Annotated in this window: 18 protein-coding genes; 3 read left to right on the forward strand and 15 right to left on the reverse strand. The window is 65.6% G+C overall.

The genetic code is table 11. From position 1 onward, the window contains the following. Positions 1–39: 39 nt before the first annotated feature. The 3 genes from pstA to pstS all read right to left on the reverse strand — a co-directional run bounded on the left by pstA (position 40) and on the right by pstS (position 3,312). Positions 40–1,152, reverse strand: a complete 1,113-nt coding sequence (gene pstA / locus B5520_RS09395) for a phosphate ABC transporter permease PstA (protein WP_079596803.1) — start codon at positions 1,150–1,152, stop codon at positions 40–42. Beyond that, a complete protein-coding gene (pstC, locus tag B5520_RS09400; protein WP_079596804.1) occupies positions 1,153–2,085 on the reverse strand; it encodes a phosphate ABC transporter permease subunit PstC in 933 nt (310 codons plus the stop codon). Positions 2,086–2,190: 105 nt separating this feature from the next. Beyond that, positions 2,191–3,312, reverse strand: coding sequence for a phosphate ABC transporter substrate-binding protein PstS (gene pstS, locus B5520_RS09405; protein ID WP_079596805.1), 1,122 nt, complete (start codon positions 3,310–3,312; stop codon positions 2,191–2,193). A gap of 254 nt (positions 3,313–3,566) precedes the next feature. On the opposite strand from pstS, the gene B5520_RS09410 reads away from it, so the two are divergent. After that, positions 3,567–4,694, forward strand: a complete 1,128-nt coding sequence (locus B5520_RS09410; protein WP_079596806.1) for an FUSC family protein — start codon at positions 3,567–3,569, stop codon at positions 4,692–4,694. Here B5520_RS09410 and B5520_RS09415 read toward each other — a convergent pair. From B5520_RS09415 to B5520_RS09440, 6 genes are all read right to left on the reverse strand, one after another. Next, the gene (locus B5520_RS09415) at positions 4,691–5,770 is read right to left on the reverse strand and encodes a Gfo/Idh/MocA family protein (protein ID WP_079596807.1); all 1,080 of its coding nucleotides are present in this window, start codon (positions 5,768–5,770) and stop codon (positions 4,691–4,693) included. The genes B5520_RS09410 and B5520_RS09415 overlap by 4 nt on opposite strands. Continuing rightward, entirely contained in the window at positions 5,770–6,786 is a 1,017-nt protein-coding gene (locus B5520_RS09420; RefSeq protein WP_104443466.1) for a LacI family DNA-binding transcriptional regulator, read from the reverse strand. Before B5520_RS09420 ends, B5520_RS09415 begins: the two co-directional genes overlap by 1 nt. A gap of 63 nt (positions 6,787–6,849) precedes the next feature. Further along, on the reverse strand, positions 6,850–8,292 hold the full coding sequence (locus B5520_RS09425; protein ID WP_079596809.1) for a GH1 family beta-glucosidase: 1,443 nt from the start codon (positions 8,290–8,292) through the stop codon (positions 6,850–6,852). Beyond that, the gene (locus B5520_RS09430; protein ID WP_079596810.1) at positions 8,292–9,209 is read right to left on the reverse strand and encodes a carbohydrate ABC transporter permease; all 918 of its coding nucleotides are present in this window, start codon (positions 9,207–9,209) and stop codon (positions 8,292–8,294) included. The genes B5520_RS09425 and B5520_RS09430 overlap by 1 nt, the downstream gene beginning before the upstream one ends. Beyond that, on the reverse strand, positions 9,206–10,210 hold the full coding sequence (locus tag B5520_RS09435; protein ID WP_079596811.1) for a carbohydrate ABC transporter permease: 1,005 nt from the start codon (positions 10,208–10,210) through the stop codon (positions 9,206–9,208). Before B5520_RS09435 ends, B5520_RS09430 begins: the two co-directional genes overlap by 4 nt. 57 nt (positions 10,211–10,267) lie before the next feature. Further along, positions 10,268–11,584, reverse strand: coding sequence for an ABC transporter substrate-binding protein (locus B5520_RS09440; RefSeq protein WP_079596812.1), 1,317 nt, complete (start codon positions 11,582–11,584; stop codon positions 10,268–10,270). Positions 11,585–11,799: 215 nt separating this feature from the next. On the opposite strand from B5520_RS09440, the gene radA reads away from it, so the two are divergent. Further along, positions 11,800–13,173: a DNA repair protein RadA gene (radA, locus tag B5520_RS09445; RefSeq protein ID WP_079596813.1), complete on the forward strand. Its 1,374-nt coding sequence runs from the start codon at positions 11,800–11,802 to the stop codon at positions 13,171–13,173. Between the two features lie 30 nt (positions 13,174–13,203). On the opposite strand, the gene B5520_RS09450 is transcribed toward radA, so the two are convergent. Then, positions 13,204–13,473 (reverse strand): hypothetical protein, encoded by a 270-nt coding sequence (locus B5520_RS09450; protein WP_079596814.1) that lies wholly within the window; start codon positions 13,471–13,473, stop codon positions 13,204–13,206. A 118-nt stretch (positions 13,474–13,591) separates the two neighbouring features. On the opposite strand from B5520_RS09450, the gene B5520_RS09455 reads away from it, so the two are divergent. After that, positions 13,592–14,113: an NUDIX domain-containing protein gene (locus B5520_RS09455; RefSeq protein WP_079596815.1), complete on the forward strand. Its 522-nt coding sequence runs from the start codon at positions 13,592–13,594 to the stop codon at positions 14,111–14,113. 137 nt (positions 14,114–14,250) lie between these two features. Here the strand turns inward: B5520_RS09455 and B5520_RS09460 are convergent, their stop codons facing one another. From B5520_RS09460 to B5520_RS09480, 5 genes are read right to left on the reverse strand one after another with little or no spacing between them, the layout of a single operon-like run. Further along, on the reverse strand, positions 14,251–14,526 hold the full coding sequence (locus tag B5520_RS09460; RefSeq protein WP_079596816.1) for a hypothetical protein: 276 nt from the start codon (positions 14,524–14,526) through the stop codon (positions 14,251–14,253). A gap of 24 nt (positions 14,527–14,550) precedes the next feature. Beyond that, the gene (locus B5520_RS09465) at positions 14,551–14,955 is read right to left on the reverse strand and encodes a universal stress protein (RefSeq protein WP_079596817.1); all 405 of its coding nucleotides are present in this window, start codon (positions 14,953–14,955) and stop codon (positions 14,551–14,553) included. Then, a complete protein-coding gene (locus B5520_RS09470) occupies positions 14,952–16,484 on the reverse strand; it encodes a tripartite tricarboxylate transporter permease (RefSeq protein ID WP_079596818.1) in 1,533 nt (510 codons plus the stop codon). The genes B5520_RS09465 and B5520_RS09470 overlap by 4 nt, the downstream gene beginning before the upstream one ends. Before the next feature lie 9 nt (positions 16,485–16,493). Beyond that, the gene (locus tag B5520_RS09475; protein WP_079596819.1) at positions 16,494–17,048 is read right to left on the reverse strand and encodes a tripartite tricarboxylate transporter TctB family protein; all 555 of its coding nucleotides are present in this window, start codon (positions 17,046–17,048) and stop codon (positions 16,494–16,496) included. 44 nt (positions 17,049–17,092) lie between these two features. After that, positions 17,093–18,094, reverse strand: a complete 1,002-nt coding sequence (locus B5520_RS09480) for a Bug family tripartite tricarboxylate transporter substrate binding protein (RefSeq protein ID WP_079596820.1) — start codon at positions 18,092–18,094, stop codon at positions 17,093–17,095. Positions 18,095–18,149: the final 55 nt, after the last annotated feature.

Below are 18,149 nucleotides of genomic sequence, written 5' to 3' on the forward strand. Positions count from 1 at the left end.
TAGGATCCGGCGGGGTGTACCGGAAGGGCAGTGCGGCGGTCAGCGGCCGGTCTTGGGGGCGAAGACCCTGGCGATCAGCCGGGCCCCCAGGTTGAGGATCATCACCAGGATGATCAGCACCAGGGCGGCGCCCCAGGCACGCTGGGAGGACGGGTCCGGGTTGGCCGGCGAGGTGGGGTTCAGGATCTGCGTGTAGATGAACGTGGGAAGCGAGGCCATCCAGCCGCCAAAGACGTTGGAGTTGATGCTGGTGGCAAAGCCCGCCGTGACCAGGATGGGCGCCGTCTCGCCGATAACCCGGGCGATGGCCAAGGTAACGCCGGACGCGATGCCGGAGATCGCCGTCGGGATGACCACCTTGACGATGGTGCGCCACTTGCGCACGCCCAGGGCGTACGCCGCCTCGCGCAGCTCGTTGGGGACAATCTTCAGCATCTCCTCGCTGGACCTCACCACCACGGGGATCATCAGCACTGAGAGGGCGACGGCGGCCACGGCACCGGTCTTGGTGCCCGGGCCCACCACGGCGAAGAAGAAGGCCGCGGCGAACAGGCCGGCAACGATGGAGGGGATGCCGGTCATCACGTCCACGAAGAAGGTGATGGCCCGGGCAAGGCGGCCGTCGTTGCCGTACTCCACCAGGTAGATGGCCGTGAGCAGGCCCACCGGGACGGAGATGAGGGTGGCCAGCAGGGTGATCTGCACGGTGCCCAGGAGGGCGTGATAAATGCCGCCCAGCACAGGGGTACCGTTCTCCACTGCCCGGTTGTCGAACACGCCGGTGACGCCGTTCATGGAGGTGGTGAGGAACCCGGGGTTCAGGAGGCCGGGCACGCCGTTCACGAGGACGGTCCAGATCACCGAAATCAGCGGAAGCAGTGCCACCAGGAAGGATCCCACCACCAGGCAGGTGGCCAGTTTGTCCTTCGCCTTGCGGGAACCCTCAACCACGGCGCTCCAGGACACCAGGCCGATGGCGAACAGCAGTGCCGAGACGATACCCCAGCCGAAGGCATTGAAGCCCACGAGCGCCAGGATGGCCGCGCCCACAATGAGCGCGGCGGCCAGGACCACGTAGGGGGCGTACTTGGGCAGCTGGCCCTTGGTGAGTGCCGAGCGCTTGCTGCGCACCGGGGTAAGCGTGGAGGTCATTTAGTTGGCTCCCGAGAATTCTTTGTGCCGGGTGATGATCCAGCGCGCGATCATGTTCACGGCCAGGGTGATGACGAACAGGACCAGGCCGGCGGCGATCAGCGTGCTGACCTTGAGACCGCTTGCCTCCGGGAAGTTCAGGGCGATTTCCGCGGCGATGGTCTGGTTGCCGGACTGGATCAGGCTGGCGGTCAGTGCGCCGGAGGAGAGCACCAGGGCCACGGCCATGGTCTCGCCGAGCGCACGGCCCAGGCCCAGCATGACGGCGCTGATGATGCCGGGCCGGGCGAAGGGCAGGACGGACATTTTGATCATTTCCCAGCGCGTGGCACCGAGGGCAAGCGCGGCTTCCTCGTGCAGTTTGGGGGTCTGCAGGAAGATCTCGCGGGACAGGGAGGTGATGATGGGCAGCACCATAACGGACAGGACGATGCCGGCCGTCAGGATGGTCTTGCCGGTGGCGGAGGCAGGTCCCTGGAAAATGGGCAGCCAGGCCATGTTCGCGGCGAGCCAGTTGTAGGCCGGGGAGATTTCCTTGGCCAGGAAAGCGGCACCCCAGGCGCCGTAGATCACGGACGGGATGGCGGCGAGCAGGTCCACCACGTAGCCCAGTCCTGCCGCCAGGCGGCGGGGGGCGAAGTGCGAGATAAACAGGGCAACACCGATGGAGATCGGAGTGGCGATCACCAGTGCGATGGCAGCCGCAATGAGCGTGCCGATCACGATGGGCCAGATGTAGGCGAAGAAGCCTTCCCCGCCCTGGATCTCGGCGGCCGGGGCTGTGAGCGCAGGGATTGCCTGGACCACCAGGAAGAGCGCGACGCCGAAGAGGACGGCGAGGATGAGGCAACCGGCGGCCAGTGCTGCGCCGGAAAATATCTTGTCCCCGGCGCGGGCGGCGCCCTGGTTACTGGTCAAGGGGGTGGCGGTCATTCGACGGCCCTTCGATCGTTTACTGACACTGGAAGATGTTGGGGTCAAACCGAAGTTCCCCGCACTGCCTTGTGGCAGGCGGGGAACCCGAATTTGGTGCGGTGATTAGGACTTGACCTTGATGGAATCGATGGCCTTGGCGGCCTTCTCAGCCAGCTCGGAGGAGAGCGGAGCGGACTTGGCGGAATCCGCGGCGGCCTGCTGGCCTTCCTCGGAGACTACGTAGTTCTCGAAGGCCTTGACCAGGTCAACGGTTTCCTGGCTGTCGTAGGTGGAGCAGACGACGTGGAAGGACACCAGCACGATGGGGTAAGCGCCCTCGTTGGTGGTCTTGCGGTCCAGCTTGATGGACAGGTCGTTGGCGGAGCGGCCTTCAACCGGGGTGCCTGCGTCAACAGCCTTCGCTGCGGCTTCGGCGGAGATTTCGGTGAAGGATTCGCCGACCTTGATCTGCGCAACACCGAGGGTTCCGCCCACTGCGGAGTCGTCCGCGTAGGTGATGGCGCCGGGGGTGTCGGTGACGGTCTTGACCACGCCGGAGGTGCCCTTGGCGTTCTCGCCCTGCAGGGATGCAGGCCAAACACCGGAGGCCTTGTCCGTCCAGACCTCGGGTGCAGCGGCAGCCAGGTAGTCGGTGAAGTTGGTGGTGGTGCCCGAGTCATCGGAGCGGTTCACCGGGGTGACCTTGAGGTCCGGCAGGTTCACGCCTTCGTTGAGGGCGGCGATGGCGGGATCGTTCCAGTTGGCGATCTCGCCGCGGAAGATCTTGGCAACGGTGGCGGCGTCAAGCTTCAGTTCGGTGATGCCGGGCAGGTTGAAGGCGACGGCGATCGGGGAGATGTAGACCGGGATGTTCAGTGCGCCGTCAGGACCGCAGACGGTCTGGGACGTGGCGTACTCGTCGTCCTTCAGGTAAGCGTCGGAGCCGCCGAACTGGGCGGATCCGTCCAGGAGGGCCTTGCGGCCTGCACCGGAACCGTCCGGGGAGTACTGCACAGTGGCGCCGGGGTTGGCGGCGGCGAACTCGGTCTTCCAGGCGTCCATTGCCGCGCCCTGCGCGGAGGAGCCGATGCCGGTGAGCGTGCCGGTGACCTTGGGGCCGCCAGCAGTCTGGGTGCCGCCGGGCGCGGTGTTGGTGGCGTTGTCTGAACCGCAGGAGGTGAGCGCGAGTGCGCCGGCTGCGATAACAGCGATAGCCGCGTGGCGGCCGAAGCGGAGTGCCTTCACTAGATGTACCCCTTCCAGGGTTATTCAGGTGCGGGACAGGGACGGAGAACCCTGCAGCGCGATGCGTACGTTTTGTACCTTCATCGAAGTTAGGGGCCGCAGGTAAAGGGATGCCCTGCCCAAGGTGAACGGAACATTAACGACCGCGGGATATTGGCTTACAAATGCCGGGTCACCATTGCGCGGATCACATCTGCGGCCGTAGTGGGCCAGCCGCAAAATAAACGTCACAGGCAGCAAATAGACTGGACGGCATGGCTCCCGCAGCAGGACTTTCAGCAGGCAGGCGTTTCCTGCGCGGCCGTATCCGCACCGGACTGATCCGGAGCCGGAACTCGCTTGTTCCGGCCATCCAGATGACCGTGTGTGCGGTGGGTGCCTACGCCTTCGCCGAATACGTCTTGGGCCACTCGGGGCCGCTCTTCGCGGCCACCTCGTCGCTGATTGCGCTGGGGTTTTCCCGGGAACCGCGGCTGCGGCGCGTGGTGGAGGTGGGCCTGGGCTGCACCATCGGCATCGCGGTGGGTGACCTGCTCCTGCACTGGCTGGGCAGCGGAATCTGGCAGGCCGCCGTCGTCCTTCTGTTCTCCATCCTGCTGGCCCGCTTCCTGGACAGCGGCAACATCTTCACCACGCAGCTGGGCCTGCAGTCTCTCTTGGTAGTGCTGCTCCCGGCCCCCGCCGGCGGGCCCTTCACCCGAAGCATCGACGCCGTCATCGGCGGGCTGTTCGCCCTGCTGGTGACAATCCTGGTCCCCAAGGATCCCCGCAGGGAGCCCCGGAAGGACGTGCAGAAGCTCCTCCATGAGCTGGCGGAGGTGCTGCGTGAGTGCGCGGAGGCCTTGGCTGACAGCGATTCGACGCGGGCCTGGCATGCGCTGGTCCGGGGCAGGAACTGCCAGCCCCTGGTGGACGCGATGCGGCATTCGCTGCGGGCGTCGGGCGAGGTGGCCAGGCTCGCGCCCGCGTACCGGCGGCACCGTGAGGAACTGGACCAGCTGAAGCAGTCGCTCGATTTCATCGACCTGGCGCTGAGGAACAGCCGGGTTTTTGCGCGCCGCCTCACCAGCGCCATCAATCACGCCGCCCTCTCCGACGAAGCCACCGCGAACATTGCGGAGGTGCTGCAGGAGACCGCTGCCGCGATTGACGAATTGTCGCTGGGCCTCGCGGAAACGCACGACGGCGTCCGCCGCGCCCACCTGCGCACGGCCCGGCGGGACCTGAGCGAGATTGCGCTGCGGCTGCACCCGAGGTTGCTGGAGGTGCAGCGGCTCGAAGGCGAAACAGTGGTGATGCTGTACCGGCCGCTGATGGTGGACCTGCTGGAGGCCACGGGCATGGACGCCCGCGAAGCCCGGGACGTGCTGCCGGCGCTTTAGTTTCCGGCGGTTGGGCCCGTCCCGGCGGTTGGGGACGAAACTTCGTCGTTCGGGTAGCGAAGCCCCAGCTGCTGCCGTGCTTCGTCCAGCAGCTGCATAACCTGCACCGTGTCGTTCCACGGCATCAGGGGGCTCTCCTGCAGACCGGTGCGGATGCACCGGGCGGTTTCGCGCAGCTCGTGGATGAAGCCCTCGGTGTCCTCGGGGAATTCCTCAATCCTGGTGCGGCCGTCGCGCCCGCAGATTTCCACGGTCCTTGGGTTGTAGAGCGGAGCGCCTGTCCTGATCCAGCCCGCCGTTCCACTGAGGGTGACCATGCCCGGGCCGGCGGACTGGATCGATGAGATCAGCTGGGCTGCGGCACCCTCCGGGTATTCCAGGGAGAGGGTGGTCTGGACGTCCACGCCGTCCTGGTTCAGGTGCCCTTTGGCCTTGAGCGCGGCGGGAAATCCGAGGGCCGCCACCGCCCAGGTCAGCGGATACACCGCGAGATCCAGCAGCGCGCCGCCGCCGGCAGCCGGATCCCACAGCCTGTCGGTCGGATCGTACACAGCGGGGAACCCCAGATCCGCCTGCACCCAGCGGACGGCGCCGATCTCACCCTCGCGGATAAGCTGCAGGACGCGGCGGGTTGCCGGCAGGAAGCGGGTCCAGACTGCCTCCATCAGGAACAGTCCCCGTTCGCCGGCCAGCCGGACCAGCTCCCGGGCCTCGCGGGCGTTGATGGTGAGCGGCTTTTCGCACAGCACATGCTTGCCGGCGTCGAGGGCTGCACGGGCAACCTCGAAGTGCTGGGCGTGCGGCGTGGCGATGTACACCACGTCCACCATGGGGTCGGCAAACAACTGCCGGTGGCCGGTTGCGGCCGGTGTGTCGTGGTAGCTCAGGGCAAAGCCGTGCTGCTCGGCGAAGGCGCGGGCGGAATCCTCGCTCCGGGAACTCACGGCATGCAGTTCCGCGTCCTCAAGGCAAGCAAGGTCGCGGGTGACCCGGTGGGCGATCCTTCCCGTGGCAACAACACCCCACCGCAGGACGCGCTTGGCGTTGCCGGCGATGTTTTCTCCTGGCGCCCCCATCAGGCGGAGTCCCGGACCACGAGGGACGTGGGAATCTGCGTTACACGGTCGGCGTCCTTCCCCTCAATCAGGTTCACCAGGATCTCGGCCATTTTCTTTCCCATCTCGATAATCGGGTGATGGACCGTGGTCAGCTGGGGATTGACGGATGTGGCGAACGAATCGTCATCGAACCCCACCACCGCAACGTCATCGGGAATCCGCAGCCCGCGTTCCTGCAGTACCGTGTAGGCACCTGCGGCCATCTGGTCATTGGCGACAAAGAGCCCGTCCACCGGCCGCCCGCTGCCCAGCAGCCGGCGCATCGCTTTCGCTCCTGATGCAAGGGTGAAATCCCCGTACTCCACCAGGGAGTCATCCAGTCCGGCCTCCGCCATGGCCTTTCTCCAGCCGCTGACGCGGTCGATGCCCGGCGGCATGTCCTGGGGCCCGGCGATGGTGGCAATGTTGGTCCGCCCACGCTTGATCAGCAACCGGGTTGCTCCTGCGGCTGCGGCCTCGTTGTCCACGTCCACGTAGTAGCTGGCACTCTCGCCCAGCGGCCTGCCGGCGAACACCATGGGGATGTAGTCACTCAGGTGCGTCCAGGACCTGTCCCCCGCATGGTGTGACACCACCAGGGCACCGGCCACATTGCCGCCCAGCAGGAATGCCCTGGTCTTTTCCGGCTTGGCTTCGGAGGCGATCACCATGTTCAGCGTGTAGTCCGTGTCCGCCAGGTACAGGGCCACACCCTGCACCACTGACGCGAAGAATGGGTCCGCGAACACCTTGGACGTGGACTCCGGCACAATGAGCGTCACCGAGTTGGGCCGCCTGCTGGCCAGGGAACGCGCCGCCCGGTTGGGCGTGTAGTTCACTGCGAGAATGGCCTGCCGCACCTTGGCAGCTATCTCTTCATCGACGCTCGGCACGTCATTAACCACCCGCGAGACAGTGGCGCGGGAGACGCCGGCCAGCGCTGCCACCATTTCAAGGGTGGGCGTTGGCCGGCTTCCGCTCGGGTCTGGCTTCACAATCTTCGCTCCGTGATCTAGCTGGCACAGTGATCTAGCTGGCACTGGGCCGGGGATTTCAGTTTAGGCGGGCAGGGATGCAGCGAGCCGGGAGGCGTTCCGCTTCGCGGCGGCAATCAGTTCCGCGTAGGCCTTGCCGCTGTCCTTGACCGTTCTTTCGAATGTGCCGTAATCGACGCGGACAATACCGAAGCGCTTCCCGTAGCCCCACGACCATTCGAAGTTGTCCAGCAGGGACCAGACGAAGTAGCCGCGCACATCCGCGCCCTGGTCTATTGCTTCGCCGACGGCGGCCACGTGCTCCAGGATGAACCCGGTCCGCTCTTCATCGTGCACGGCGCCGTCGGGGCTGACAGTGTCCTCGTACGCGGCGCCGTTTTCGGTGATGTACAACGGCGGCAAGGACGGGTACTCCTCCCCCAGCCGGACCAGCAGGGTGCGCAGCCCGCCCGGGTTCACTTCCCAGCCCATTGCTGTCCGCGGCAGCCCGCGGCTGGGAAACGCGATGTCCTCGGAACCGATCCAGGGTGAGGCGGAGGGCCGTTCGGCGCCGCCGGAGTGGCCGTCGCTTCCGGCGTCGTCGGCGTGGCCGCTGATGAGGTCGTCGTGGTAGTGGTTCACTCCCAGGAAATCCAGCGGCGCACTGATGGTTTCCAGGTCCCCCGGAAGAATGACGTCCTGCAAGCCGAATGGTGCCAGGTCACGGAGGGTGTCTTCCGGGTAGCTTCCCCGCAGGAGGGGGTCAAGGAAGATCCTGTTCTGCAGCGAATCGAACCGGCGTGCGGCGTCGAGGTCCACCGGATCCGTGCTGTCCCGCGGGATGGAATTGCTCAGGTTGAGGGTGATCCCCAGCTGCTGGGCTCCCCGGCTGCGCAGCGCATTTACCGCCAGCCCGTGGGCCAGGTGCTGGTGGTGCACGGCGGCGATCGCCGCCGCCGGGTCCTGCCGGCCGGGAGCGTGGACGCCGGACCCGTAGCCCAGGAGTGAAGAGCAGAACGGCTCGTTGAACGTGGTCCAGTGGCGGACCCTGTCCCCCAGTGCCGAGTAGACGTCGTTTGCGTACTCCACGAACCGGTAGGCGGTGTCCCTGTTGGCCCAGCCGCCCTTTTCTTCAAGCGCCTGGGGCAGGTCCCAGTGGTAAAGGGTAAGCCACGGCAGGATGTCCGCTTCGAGGAGCTCATCCACCAGCCGGGAGTAGAAATCCAGTCCCTCGTGGTTGACGGCCCTGTCCCCCGGCCGCACCCGGGCCCAGCTGGTGGAAAACCGGTAGGAGTCCAGTCCCAGCTCCTTCATCAGCCGGACATCCTGGGGCATCCGGTGGTAGTGGTCCACTGCCTGCTCAAGGTTGTCGCCCTGGGCAATGGCGCCCGGAATCCTGGCAAAGCGGTCCCACACGGAATCTTCCTTGCCGCCTTCGTGGCCGGCGCCCTCGATCTGTGCGGCCGCCGTCGCCGATCCCCACAGGAAGCCCTCGGGCCATTGCCTTGCGTACGTTGGGTGCTGCATTAGCCCTTCACTGCTCCTTGCATGATTCCTGAGATGAGTTGTTTGCCGGCCAGTACGAAGAGCACCAGCAGCGGGAGGGTTGCCAGCACCGCTCCGGCGAGGACCACGGAGTAGTCCACGTAGCGGGCAGACTGCAGTTGGCTGAGCGCCGTCTGCAAAGTGGGGTTGCCGGCGTCGAGTACCAGCAGCGGCCAGAGGAAATCCGTCCAGGCCGTCATGAAAGTAAAGAGCCCCAGAATGGCCATGGCGGGCCGTGCGGCCGGGATGGCCACATGCCGGAAAGTGGAAATCATGCTGGCGCCGTCCATCCTGGCGGACTCGATGAGTTCGTCCGGGATCACATCCACCAGGTACTGCCGCATGAAGAAGACGCCGAACGCCGTGACCAGCGTGGGCACCACCACGGCGCCGATCTCGCCGGTCCATCCCAGGGTGCGCATCACCATGAAGAGCGGGATGATGCCCAGCTGGGTGGGGATGGCCATGGTGGCCACGACCATCAGCATGAGCCCGTTCCGGCCCTTGAAGCGCAGTTTGGCAAAGGCGTACCCGGCCAGGGTGGAGAACCCGACCACCGAGACGGTGATGATGCAGGAAATCAGGACACTGTTGCCCAGCGCGAGCCAGAACGGGATGGTGTCGAAGACCTCGCCCACATTGGTCCAGAAGTTTCCGCCCGGCAGCAGGGGCGGCCAGGTTTCACCGAGGGCTTCGTTGGAACGGCTGCCGATCACCGCGGACCACCAGAGGGGGTAGGCCGAGGACAGCAGGAACGCCAGGAGCAGGCCGTAGGTCAGGAATCCGGGCTTTTCCCCGGAGCCGAAAATGCGCTTGCGGAGGGTGGAACGGGCAGGCGCGGGCGCGGGTCTGCCGGCGGTGCTGGATCCGGCGGGCGCTGCCCCCTCGATGGTGCTCATCGTTTGGTCCTTTCTGCACGTTTCCGGGCAGCCCTGGAGGGCTTGGCGGCATCGGCGGTGGCGATCCGCCGGGAGATGAGGTAGTTGATGACGCCGAACAGCACGATGATCAGGAAAAGCAGCCAGGCGATGGTGGATGCCTTGCCGAAGTTCTGGCGCTGGAAGGCCATTTCCCAGAGGTACAGGACCGTGGTCTGGAACTGCCGCTGGGAGCCGCCGGCCGTGGCGGGATCGAACAGGCGCGGTTCGGTGAAGATCTGCAGGCCGCCGATGGTGGACGTGATGACCACAAAGACCATGGTGGGACGGATGCTGGGCAGGGTGATGCTGAAAAACCGGCGGACGGCTCCGGCGCCGTCCAGGGCGGCGGACTCGTAGAGGTCGCGGGGAACGGCCTGCATTGCGGCCAGCAGGATCAGGGCGTTGTAGCCGGTCCAGCGCCAGTTCACCATGGTGGCAATGGCGATGTGGCTGGGCAGCGTTTCGCTCTTCCACATCACGGGGTCCAGGCCGAAGTTGCCCAGCACGTTGTTGATCAGGCCGTACTGCTCGCCGAACATGTTGGTGAAGATCATGGCCACGGCCACGGGCGTCACGATGTATGGCAGGAGGACGCTCATCCGCCAGAACGTCCTGGCCCGGATGTTCTGGTCGAGCATGGCGGCCAGGAAGAGCGCGACGGCGAGCTGCGGGATGGCGGAGAGCAGGAAGATGCTCAGGGTGTTGAACAGGGAGTTCCAGAAGAAGCGGTCCTGCAGGACCTCCGTGAAGTTTTGCAGGCCCACGAATTCGCCCTGGCCCTTGAGCAGGTGCCAGTCGAAGAGGCTCACCACGAAGGTATAGATCAGGGGGAAGAGTCCCACCAGGGCGAAGAGGATGAAGAACGGGGCGATGTAGAGGTAGGGCGATGCTTTGACATCGAAGACGTTAAGGCGCTGCCTGAAGGTGGGTTTCGGTTTGATGGCCGCGGGTTTCGCGGGGCGGTTCAGGGTAGTTGTCATGGGCTTTTGCCCTCCATCGGGGGGCCTCCCGTCGGGGAGGCCCCACAGCGGGTGGTGCTAGTTCTTTACGACCAGGTCGTTGAGGAGGGTCAATGCTTCTGACCAGGCCTTGTCAGCGTCGGCGGTTCCGGCGTCGAGCATTTTCAGCGCGGGGCCGAACACGTTCTCCTGGATGACGGAATCGTCGGGTCCCTTGAACTGTGCCACCACACCTTTGGCGCGGTTGGCAAGGATGACGCCGGTGGGCGCGTTGTTGAAGAGCACGTTGGGGGTGGCGTCCGCTACGAGCTTCTCCTGCGCCTTGAGGGTGCTGGGGAAGTTGTTGGCGGCGGCCGACTGCTTGACCTGCTGCTCAGGTGCGGTCAGCCAGGCGGCGAGCTTTGCAGCTTCTGCCGGATGTTCGGAGGTCTTGGGCACGGAGAGGAAAGCGCCGCCCCAGTTGGAGGCCCCGCCGGGGAAGACGTCGGCGAAGTCCCAGCCGCTGTCCGTGCCGCCGCCCGCTGATTCCAGCTGGCCCTTGATGGTGCCGAGCATCCAGCCGGGGCAGACGAAGGTGGCAAAGGAGCCGTCAGTGAACGCCTTGCCGTTGCCCCAGTCCCATTGGGTCTGGTTGGCGGACAGCCCTGCGGCGGTACCGGCGGCCAGCAGCTCGAACTTGTCCTTCATCTCCGCGTTGCCGTCGACGTTAAGGTCGCCGTCCTTGGTGTAGTAGCCCTCTTCCATCTGGTTCACCATCGAGTTCCAGACGAATCCGGACTGGTCGTACCAGGCCTTGCCGGTGGCCGCCTTGTACTGTTCGCCGAGCTTGAAGTAGGTCTCCCAGGTGGCGTCCTCGCCGCCGAAGAGCTTGGCGACGGATTCGCGGTCCTTGGGCAGGCCGGCAGCCTCGAACAGTTTCCCGTTGTAGCAGAGGCCCTGCGGTCCGATGTCTGTTCCGTACCCGATGACGCGGCCGTCCGGATCGGTGCCCTGCTTGAACTTCCAGTCCACCCAGTTGTCCTTGATGTCCGCTGCTCCGTGCTCGTTCAGGTCCACGAACTGGTCCGAGACTTCCATGATGGATCCCAGCCAGCCCTCCTCGATGGCTACGACGTCGCTCAGGCCGGAGCCGGCCGCGAGCTTGGTGAAGGCGTCGGTGCGGGCGTTGGATCCGCGGTCGATGTTGGTGGCCTTGATCTTGATTCCGGGGTTGGCCTGCTCGTATTCACCGTAGAGATCGTCGTAGCCGAACGTTCCGAAGGTGGTGACCGTGAGTTCCACGGGGTTGTCTGCGCTTGCTGCCTGTTCTGAGTTGCCGCTGCAGCCGGTGGCCATCAGGGCCAGGGCTGCTGCGCCCGCTATTGCGGCCGCGGTATGTCGACGTGCAAATTTCAAGGTCACTCCTTTGTGGGGGAACTACCGGCGCTGAGAGAGCGCTCTCTGGCAAGTTCCTCAACTGTAAGCGTGGCGCAGATCACTGTCAAGAGAGCGCTCTCTGAACATTTTTCGGCGCCTCCGGTTCGGTTAGTGGTTGAGCCTGCAGCCGGGTAATTGAGCCTGTCGAAACGCAGGGCGCTGGATTGTCGGTGGCCGCCGCTAGGGTTGAACGCATGGCAACAAAGACTTCCCGGGCTTCCAAAGCGCCCGCCTACAAATGCGCCGAATGCGGCTGGACCACCGTCAAATGGGTGGGGCGCTGCGGCGAGTGCCAGGCGTGGGGGACCGTGGAGGAAACGGGCACGGCTGTTGCGCGTACGACGGCGGCCACAACGGTCCTTGAGCCGGCCCGCCGGATTGCCGAGGTTGACGCCACCACGGCGGCTTTCCTGCCCACGGGCGTGGATGAACTGGACCGTGTGCTCGGCGGCGGCCTGGTGCCGGGCGCGGTCATCCTGCTGGCGGGTGAGCCGGGTGTCGGTAAGTCCACCCTCCTGCTGGATGTCGCGGCGAAGTTCGCCCGGACGGCGCAGGACGTTCTGTACGTGACGGGCGAGGAATCCGCGGCACAGGTGAAGCTGCGGGCGGAGCGGATCGACGCCGTCGCGGAATCCCTGTACCTCTCCGCCGAGACGGACCTGGGCCAGGCGCTGGGGCAGGTGGAGAAGATCGAGCCGCGGCTCCTGATCGTGGACTCGGTCCAGACCCTGAGCAGCGCGGACGTGGACGGCAGCGCCGGCGGCGTCTCCCAGGTCCGCGAAGTGGCGGCCTCCATCATCGCCGCGGCAAAGCGCCGGAACATGACCACCCTGCTGGTGGGCCACGTGACCAAGGACGGGTCCATCGCCGGGCCCCGGCTGCTGGAGCACCTGGTGGATGTGGTGTGCCAGTTCGAAGGCGAACGGCACTCGCGGCTGCGGTTGCTCCGTGCGGTCAAGAACCGTTATGGACCCACCGACGACGTCGGCTGCTTCGACCTGAACGAAAACGGCATTGAAGGGCTCGCGGATCCCAGCGGACTGTTCGTCAGCCGCACCAAGGATCCGGTCTCCGGCACGTGCATCACCGTGACCATGGAAGGCCGCAGGCCGTTGCTCGCGGAGGTGCAGTCGCTGCTGGCCGAGAGCCCCAACTCGCAGCCGCGCCGTGCCACCAGCGGCCTGGACAGTTCCCGCGTCTCGATGCTCCTGGCGGTGCTGCAGCAGCGTGCCGGCACCCTGCTGCACAAGGACGATTCCTATGTGGCCACCGTGGGCGGCGTGAAGCTCAGTGAGCCTGCCACGGACCTGGCGGTTGCCCTTGCCGTCGCTTCGGCCAAGGCGCGCAAACCCCTGCCCATCCGGCTGATTGCCTTCGGCGAGGTGGGGCTCGCCGGTGAGGTCCGGCCGGTGCCCGGCATCAACCAGCGCATCCAGGAAGCCCACCGGCTGGGGTTCACCCACGCAGTGGTCCCGGCCAGCCATGCCGGGCCGGGACCCATACCCGCCGGATTCTCCGTGCGGGAAGTGGAGCACCTGACGGAGGCGCTGAGTTTGCTGATCGGGTAGCACCCGCCGATGATGGCGGGCACGTAACGCCTAAGGGTGCCGCGGAAGCTGGTCCGGATCGTCCCGGTGTGCGCTGAAGAGCCAGCCGGACACGTCACTGCGGAGCACCAGCAGCGGGCCGCCGGTGGCGCTGACGTTTCCGGTGGGCACGTAGTACCCGCGCCCGTTTCCGGGGCCGCCCGCAGCACGGTCCAGGGCATCGAGCAGGTGCCGCGGCAGGTGGCCCTGCGGGCCAAGGCTGCGAAGCTCATCAAGTTCTTCCGGCGTGAGCCGGCCCAAAACCTCAGCAATGTTGGCCATGACGGGTCCCTTCGAGGAAAGTGCCTGAAGGAATAACCTAAAGCAGGGCCGTGAACTGCCGGTTAACGCTGGACGGCGAATTTGCTACTTGTTGAATGCGGCTGGAAATGGAGGACACATGCCGGTCCGAAGCGCAGGGATCCTCCTGTACAGGCTGGGCACAACGCCCGGGGCCGCCGCCGGCCAACAGCCAAGCAGCGCACCTTATGTTCCCGGGGCACTGCAGGTGTGGATCGCCCACATGGGCGGGCCATTCTGGGCCCGCAAGGACGCGCACGCCTGGTCCATTCCGAAAGGCGAGTACAGCGAGGACGAGGATCCGCTCGCGGCCGCCCTGCGGGAATTCGCCGAGGAAATGGGAACTCCCGCACCTGCTGCTGACTACGAACACCTCGGCGAATTCCGCCAGCCCTCCGGCAAGATCATCACCGTTTATGCGGCCGATCAGGACTTCCAGCCGGAACGGATTGCCAGCAACACCTTCCCCCTCGAGTGGCCAAAGGGGTCAGGCAGGATCCAGGAGTACCCGGAGATCGACGACGCCCGCTGGTTCCCACTGCCGGAGGCAAGGCTCAAGCTGGTCAAGGGCCAGATTCCGGTCCTCGACGCCCTCGCCGAGCACGTCCGCGCGAAGTCCTAGCAAGCGAACTTCCGTACGCCGAGTCACAGTCAAGGGGCCTTGCACCGGAAGCTGCCCGCCCACAGCCCAAGACACAGGAAGACCGGGAATCCGCTGGGATTCCCGGCCTTCGTGTCCGCGCCAGACGTTGCATGTTGTCAGGCAGCTGCGTGGATTCTCCCTGCCATCGTATTGGCTGACGCAACCTTGACCACGGTCACGTCGTCTCCGCAGCACACCATGGTCCTGCCTGCGCCGTCGTCCCGGATCATCCAAAAGACAGTGCGGTCCGCGGCGATCATGTCGATGATTCCGGACATTGGGCCGCCGCCGTCGCTGTGGACCTCGACGTGGTCCTTGCGGCAGAGCCTGGACCAGTCAGGAATGGGCGGTGCGGCGTTGACCGTTCCGCGGGCTGGTTTGTGGATGTACATGGTGCCTCTCCAAAGGGCTTTCTGCTAGAAGTTTCCGCCGTCGGCCTTGACCGCAAGTACCGGCCGGTCCGCCTGCATCAGGATGCGCTGGGCGTGGCTGCCCAGGATGAACTTCCCCACCTGGGTGCGGTGCCGGAGGCCTATCACGATCAGGGATGCATTGGCGTCCCGGGCCACATCCAGGAACTCGTCGGCGAGGTCATGCTGGTACGGCGGCTGGATGACGCTCGCCTGGACACCGGCCTCGGTGGCCCGGCGGGCGGCCTGCTCCAGCAGCTCTTCGGGTACCACCGACTTGTCCACCAGTGCGCCTTCCCGGGCGGAGTTGACGATCAGGAGATCCTCATTCCGCAGGCGGGCTTCGGCGATGCCGGCCTTGAGGGCGGCTTCTCCCGCGGGTGTTGGAACGAATCCGACGACGATGCTCATACTTTCTCCTTGATGTCCGGCCGTGCTGCGGATGCAGTAGCGGGTAGCTTGCGCTTGGCGATGGAGGTGCGGATAAACGGCAGCACTGCCACCAGGACGAAAACGACCAGCAGTGTGGCCGAAATGGGACGGCCGAAGAAGCCCAGCGGGTCGCCGCCAAAGACCAGCAGGGAACGCCGCATGGAACTTTCGAGGAGTCCGCCCAGCACGAAGGCGAGCACCAGGGGGCCCGGTTCGAAGCCGAACTTCTTCATGAGGTAGCCGATGATGCCGAAGACCACCACGAGCGTGACATCGAACATGCTGTTGTTGATGGTGTAGGCGCCGAGCAGCGTGATCAGAGCAGTGACGGGGGCCAGGATAGCTGCGCGGACGCGCAGGATCCTGACGAAGATTCCCACAAGCGGCAGGCTCATGATCAGCAGGAGGATGTTGCCGATGTACATCGAGTTCACAACGCCCCAGAACAGATCCGGGTTCTGCTCCACCAGCTGCGGGCCGGGGGTCACACCCTGGATGAGCAGCGCACCGAACATCAGTGCCATGGTGGCGTTGGCCGGAATGCCAAGAGTCAGCAGCGGAATGAACGACGACGTGGCGGCAGCGTTGTTGGCCGCCTCCGGGCCGGCGACGCCTTCCGGCGCCCCCTTCCCGAACCGTTCGGGCTGCTTGGCCCGCTTCTTCTCCATGGCGTAGGAGGCCATGGAGGCGATGGTGGCGCCACCGCCCGGGAGGATGCCCAGGAAGAAGCCGAGGACGGATCCGCGGCCGATGGAGCCGGACGCCTGCTTGAGGTCCTTCCGGGAAGGCCAGACGTTGGCCACTTTCGAGGGCGCCTTCGCGGCCCGGTGCCGTTCCTCCAGGTTGTAGAGGATCTCACCCAGCCCGAAGATGCCCATGGCAATCGGCACGAAGTCGATGCCGTCGGCAAGCTCCAGGCTGCCGAAGGTGAACCGGCTTTCCCCGGTGAAGACGTCCCGGCCCACAGTCGCGAGCAGGAGGCCGAGGGCGGCGGCAATCAGCGCCTTGGCTTTCGCGCCGCTGCTGATGGTTGCCACCAGGAGGATGCCCAGCAGCGCAAGGGCGGTGTACTCCGGCGGGCCGAAGTCCAGCGCGAAGCTGGCAACGATGGGCGCCAGGAACGTCAGGCCGATGATGGCTGCCGTGCCGCCGACAAAGGAACCGATGGATGCCAGGCCCAACGCGGTGCCGGCCTTCCCCTGCCGGGCCATCTGGTAGCCGTCAAAAACCGTGACGACGGAGGACGCTTCGCCGGGAAGCCGGAGGAGTACGGAGGTGATGGTGCCGCCGTACTGGGCGCCGTAAAAAATGCCGGCCAGCATGATGATGGCGGTGACGGGTTCCACGTTGTAGGTCAGGGGCAGCAGGATGGCGATGGTTGCCGCGGGCCCCAGTCCGGGCAGTACGCCGATCAGCATGCCGATGACGACGCCGACCAGGCAGTAGAGGAGGTTGGTCGGCTCCAGGACAACCGCAAATCCGTTGATAACGGGATTCAGAAAATCCACGGGGGTCTCCTAGAAGAGGTGGGGGATGGAAGTGCCGAGCGCCAGGACAAAGATGCCGTAGAACGCCGCTACAACGATGACGCTGACCAGCAGGGTGGAACGCCAGGTCTCGCCGCCCAGGAAGCGCATCCAGATGATGCAGAGGATCAGCGCCGGGATCTCGAAACCGATGAGCGGCATGAGGGCAACCATGGCTGCCAGCGTCACCAGGCCTGTGAGAGGGGCAAGGGACATGCGCGTGAACTTTTCGGCATCCCGGTTGTGCCGGCCCAGGACCAGCTGGAACAGGCCCAACGCCACCATGACGCAGCTGATGATGAAGGGCCAAAGGCCCGGCTGCGGGCTGGCCGGGGTGCCCAGTCCCATGGCGACGGACAGGATGATGGCACCGATCCCGACGCCGAGGACCACCAGCGAGGATGCCATGCTGGCCAGCGCACCGGCCGCCGGCGGCTTTTCCTCTTCCCATTGGGCTGCCAGTTGCTCCGGTGTCAGTTCATCAAGGACGTCGCCCGGGACGTCGTTATGAGCGTGGGGGGCGCCCCCGCCGGAGGGAGCAGCCATGCTGCTTCCTCCGGCGGGTACTGCGGGGGTTCCTTTCACAGGAATCACTTATTTCCGCTCAGGCTGATGTCGTACTTCTCCACCAGCTCCTTGTACTTCGCTGCGTAGCCCTTCCATTCGGTGACTACTTCCTCGCCGGAGATCTCCTTGGGCGTCAGCATGTTCTTCTTGTTGAACTCCTTGTAGGCCTCGGACTTGAAGGTCTCCTGGAATGCGGAGTACAGCTTGTCCTTGACGTCCTGGGGAGTGCCCTTGGGGGCGGCGACCGCCCGGTACTGCGCCACCGGAACGTCGTATCCGGCTTCCTTGGCGGTGGGGGTGTCGGGCAGGAAGCTGTTGCGCTCCTCCGAGAAGACCAGCAGCGGGGATACCTTGCCGGCCTCGATCTGGGGCATGGCCTCGCCCAGCTGGATGGTGGCGAGTTCCACCTGGTTGCCCAGGACGGCCGTCAACGCCGGCTTGCCGCTGTCGAACGGGATGTCCGTGCCGGTAACGCTGGCCTGCTTGAAGAGCACGGTCTGCGCCAGCTGGCTTCCGGTGCCAACGCCGGTGGTGCCGAAGGTGACGTTGCGGCCGGCGTCGGTCACGTCCTTGAAGGACTTGAAGCCGGACTCCGGGCTGGCCACCAGGACATAGTCGTCCTGGGACAGGCCAGCGATGATGTCCAGATCGTCGATGTTGACCGCTTCGTCGGCGGAGACTGCCAGCGGCGTGATGGTGATCAGGGACGCGGTCAGCAGGACCAGTTCCTGTCCGTCGGCCGGCTTGCCGGCAACTTCCTTGGTAGCGAGGGCTCCGTTGGCGCCGGGCTTGTTGACCACGGGCATCGGCTTGCCGAGCGTCTTCGAGGTTCCCTCGGCAAGGGCACGGGCGATCAGGTCTGTGCTGCCGCCGGCTGCCTGGCCGACCGTGAGGTTGACCGGTCCGGAGGGGTACTCGGCCGTGGTGGACTGGCCGCCGGCGACGTTGCCGCAGGCAGTCATGGCCAGCAGCGTGATGGCCGATGCCGCGCCGAGGACCGAGCGGCGGGTGGGGAAGTGCTTCATTGGGACTCCTCATAAAAGCTCCGGGATGCTCCCGGACGGTGCTGTGAACCGAATC

This window comes from Arthrobacter sp. P2b, assembly GCF_900168295.1.
Taxonomy (GTDB): domain Bacteria; phylum Actinomycetota; class Actinomycetes; order Actinomycetales; family Micrococcaceae; genus Arthrobacter.

Coding starts and splice junctions, on each gene's coding strand:
- B5520_RS09415 (WP_079596807.1), bottom strand. CDS start 5,770: ATGGGGGCGCCAGGAGAAAACATCGCCGGCAACGCCAAGCGCGTCCTG.
- B5520_RS09465 (WP_079596817.1), bottom strand. CDS start 14,955: ATGAGCATCGTCGTCGGATTCGTTCCAACACCCGCGGGAGAAGCCGCC.
- pstC (WP_079596804.1), bottom strand. CDS start 2,085: ATGACCGCCACCCCCTTGACCAGTAACCAGGGCGCCGCCCGCGCCGGG.
- B5520_RS09435 (WP_079596811.1), bottom strand. CDS start 10,210: ATGACAACTACCCTGAACCGCCCCGCGAAACCCGCGGCCATCAAACCG.
- B5520_RS09455 (WP_079596815.1), top strand. CDS start 13,592: ATGCCGGTCCGAAGCGCAGGGATCCTCCTGTACAGGCTGGGCACAACG.
- B5520_RS09460 (WP_079596816.1), bottom strand. CDS start 14,526: ATGTACATCCACAAACCAGCCCGCGGAACGGTCAACGCCGCACCGCCC.
- pstA (WP_079596803.1), bottom strand. CDS start 1,152: ATGACCTCCACGCTTACCCCGGTGCGCAGCAAGCGCTCGGCACTCACC.
- B5520_RS09425 (WP_079596809.1), bottom strand. CDS start 8,292: ATGCAGCACCCAACGTACGCAAGGCAATGGCCCGAGGGCTTCCTGTGG.
- radA (WP_079596813.1), top strand. CDS start 11,800: ATGGCAACAAAGACTTCCCGGGCTTCCAAAGCGCCCGCCTACAAATGC.
- B5520_RS09475 (WP_079596819.1), bottom strand. CDS start 17,048: ATGGCTGCTCCCTCCGGCGGGGGCGCCCCCCACGCTCATAACGACGTC.
- B5520_RS09480 (WP_079596820.1), bottom strand. CDS start 18,094: ATGAAGCACTTCCCCACCCGCCGCTCGGTCCTCGGCGCGGCATCGGCC.
- B5520_RS09450 (WP_079596814.1), bottom strand. CDS start 13,473: ATGGCCAACATTGCTGAGGTTTTGGGCCGGCTCACGCCGGAAGAACTT.
- B5520_RS09430 (WP_079596810.1), bottom strand. CDS start 9,209: ATGAGCACCATCGAGGGGGCAGCGCCCGCCGGATCCAGCACCGCCGGC.
- B5520_RS09410 (WP_079596806.1), top strand. CDS start 3,567: ATGGCTCCCGCAGCAGGACTTTCAGCAGGCAGGCGTTTCCTGCGCGGC.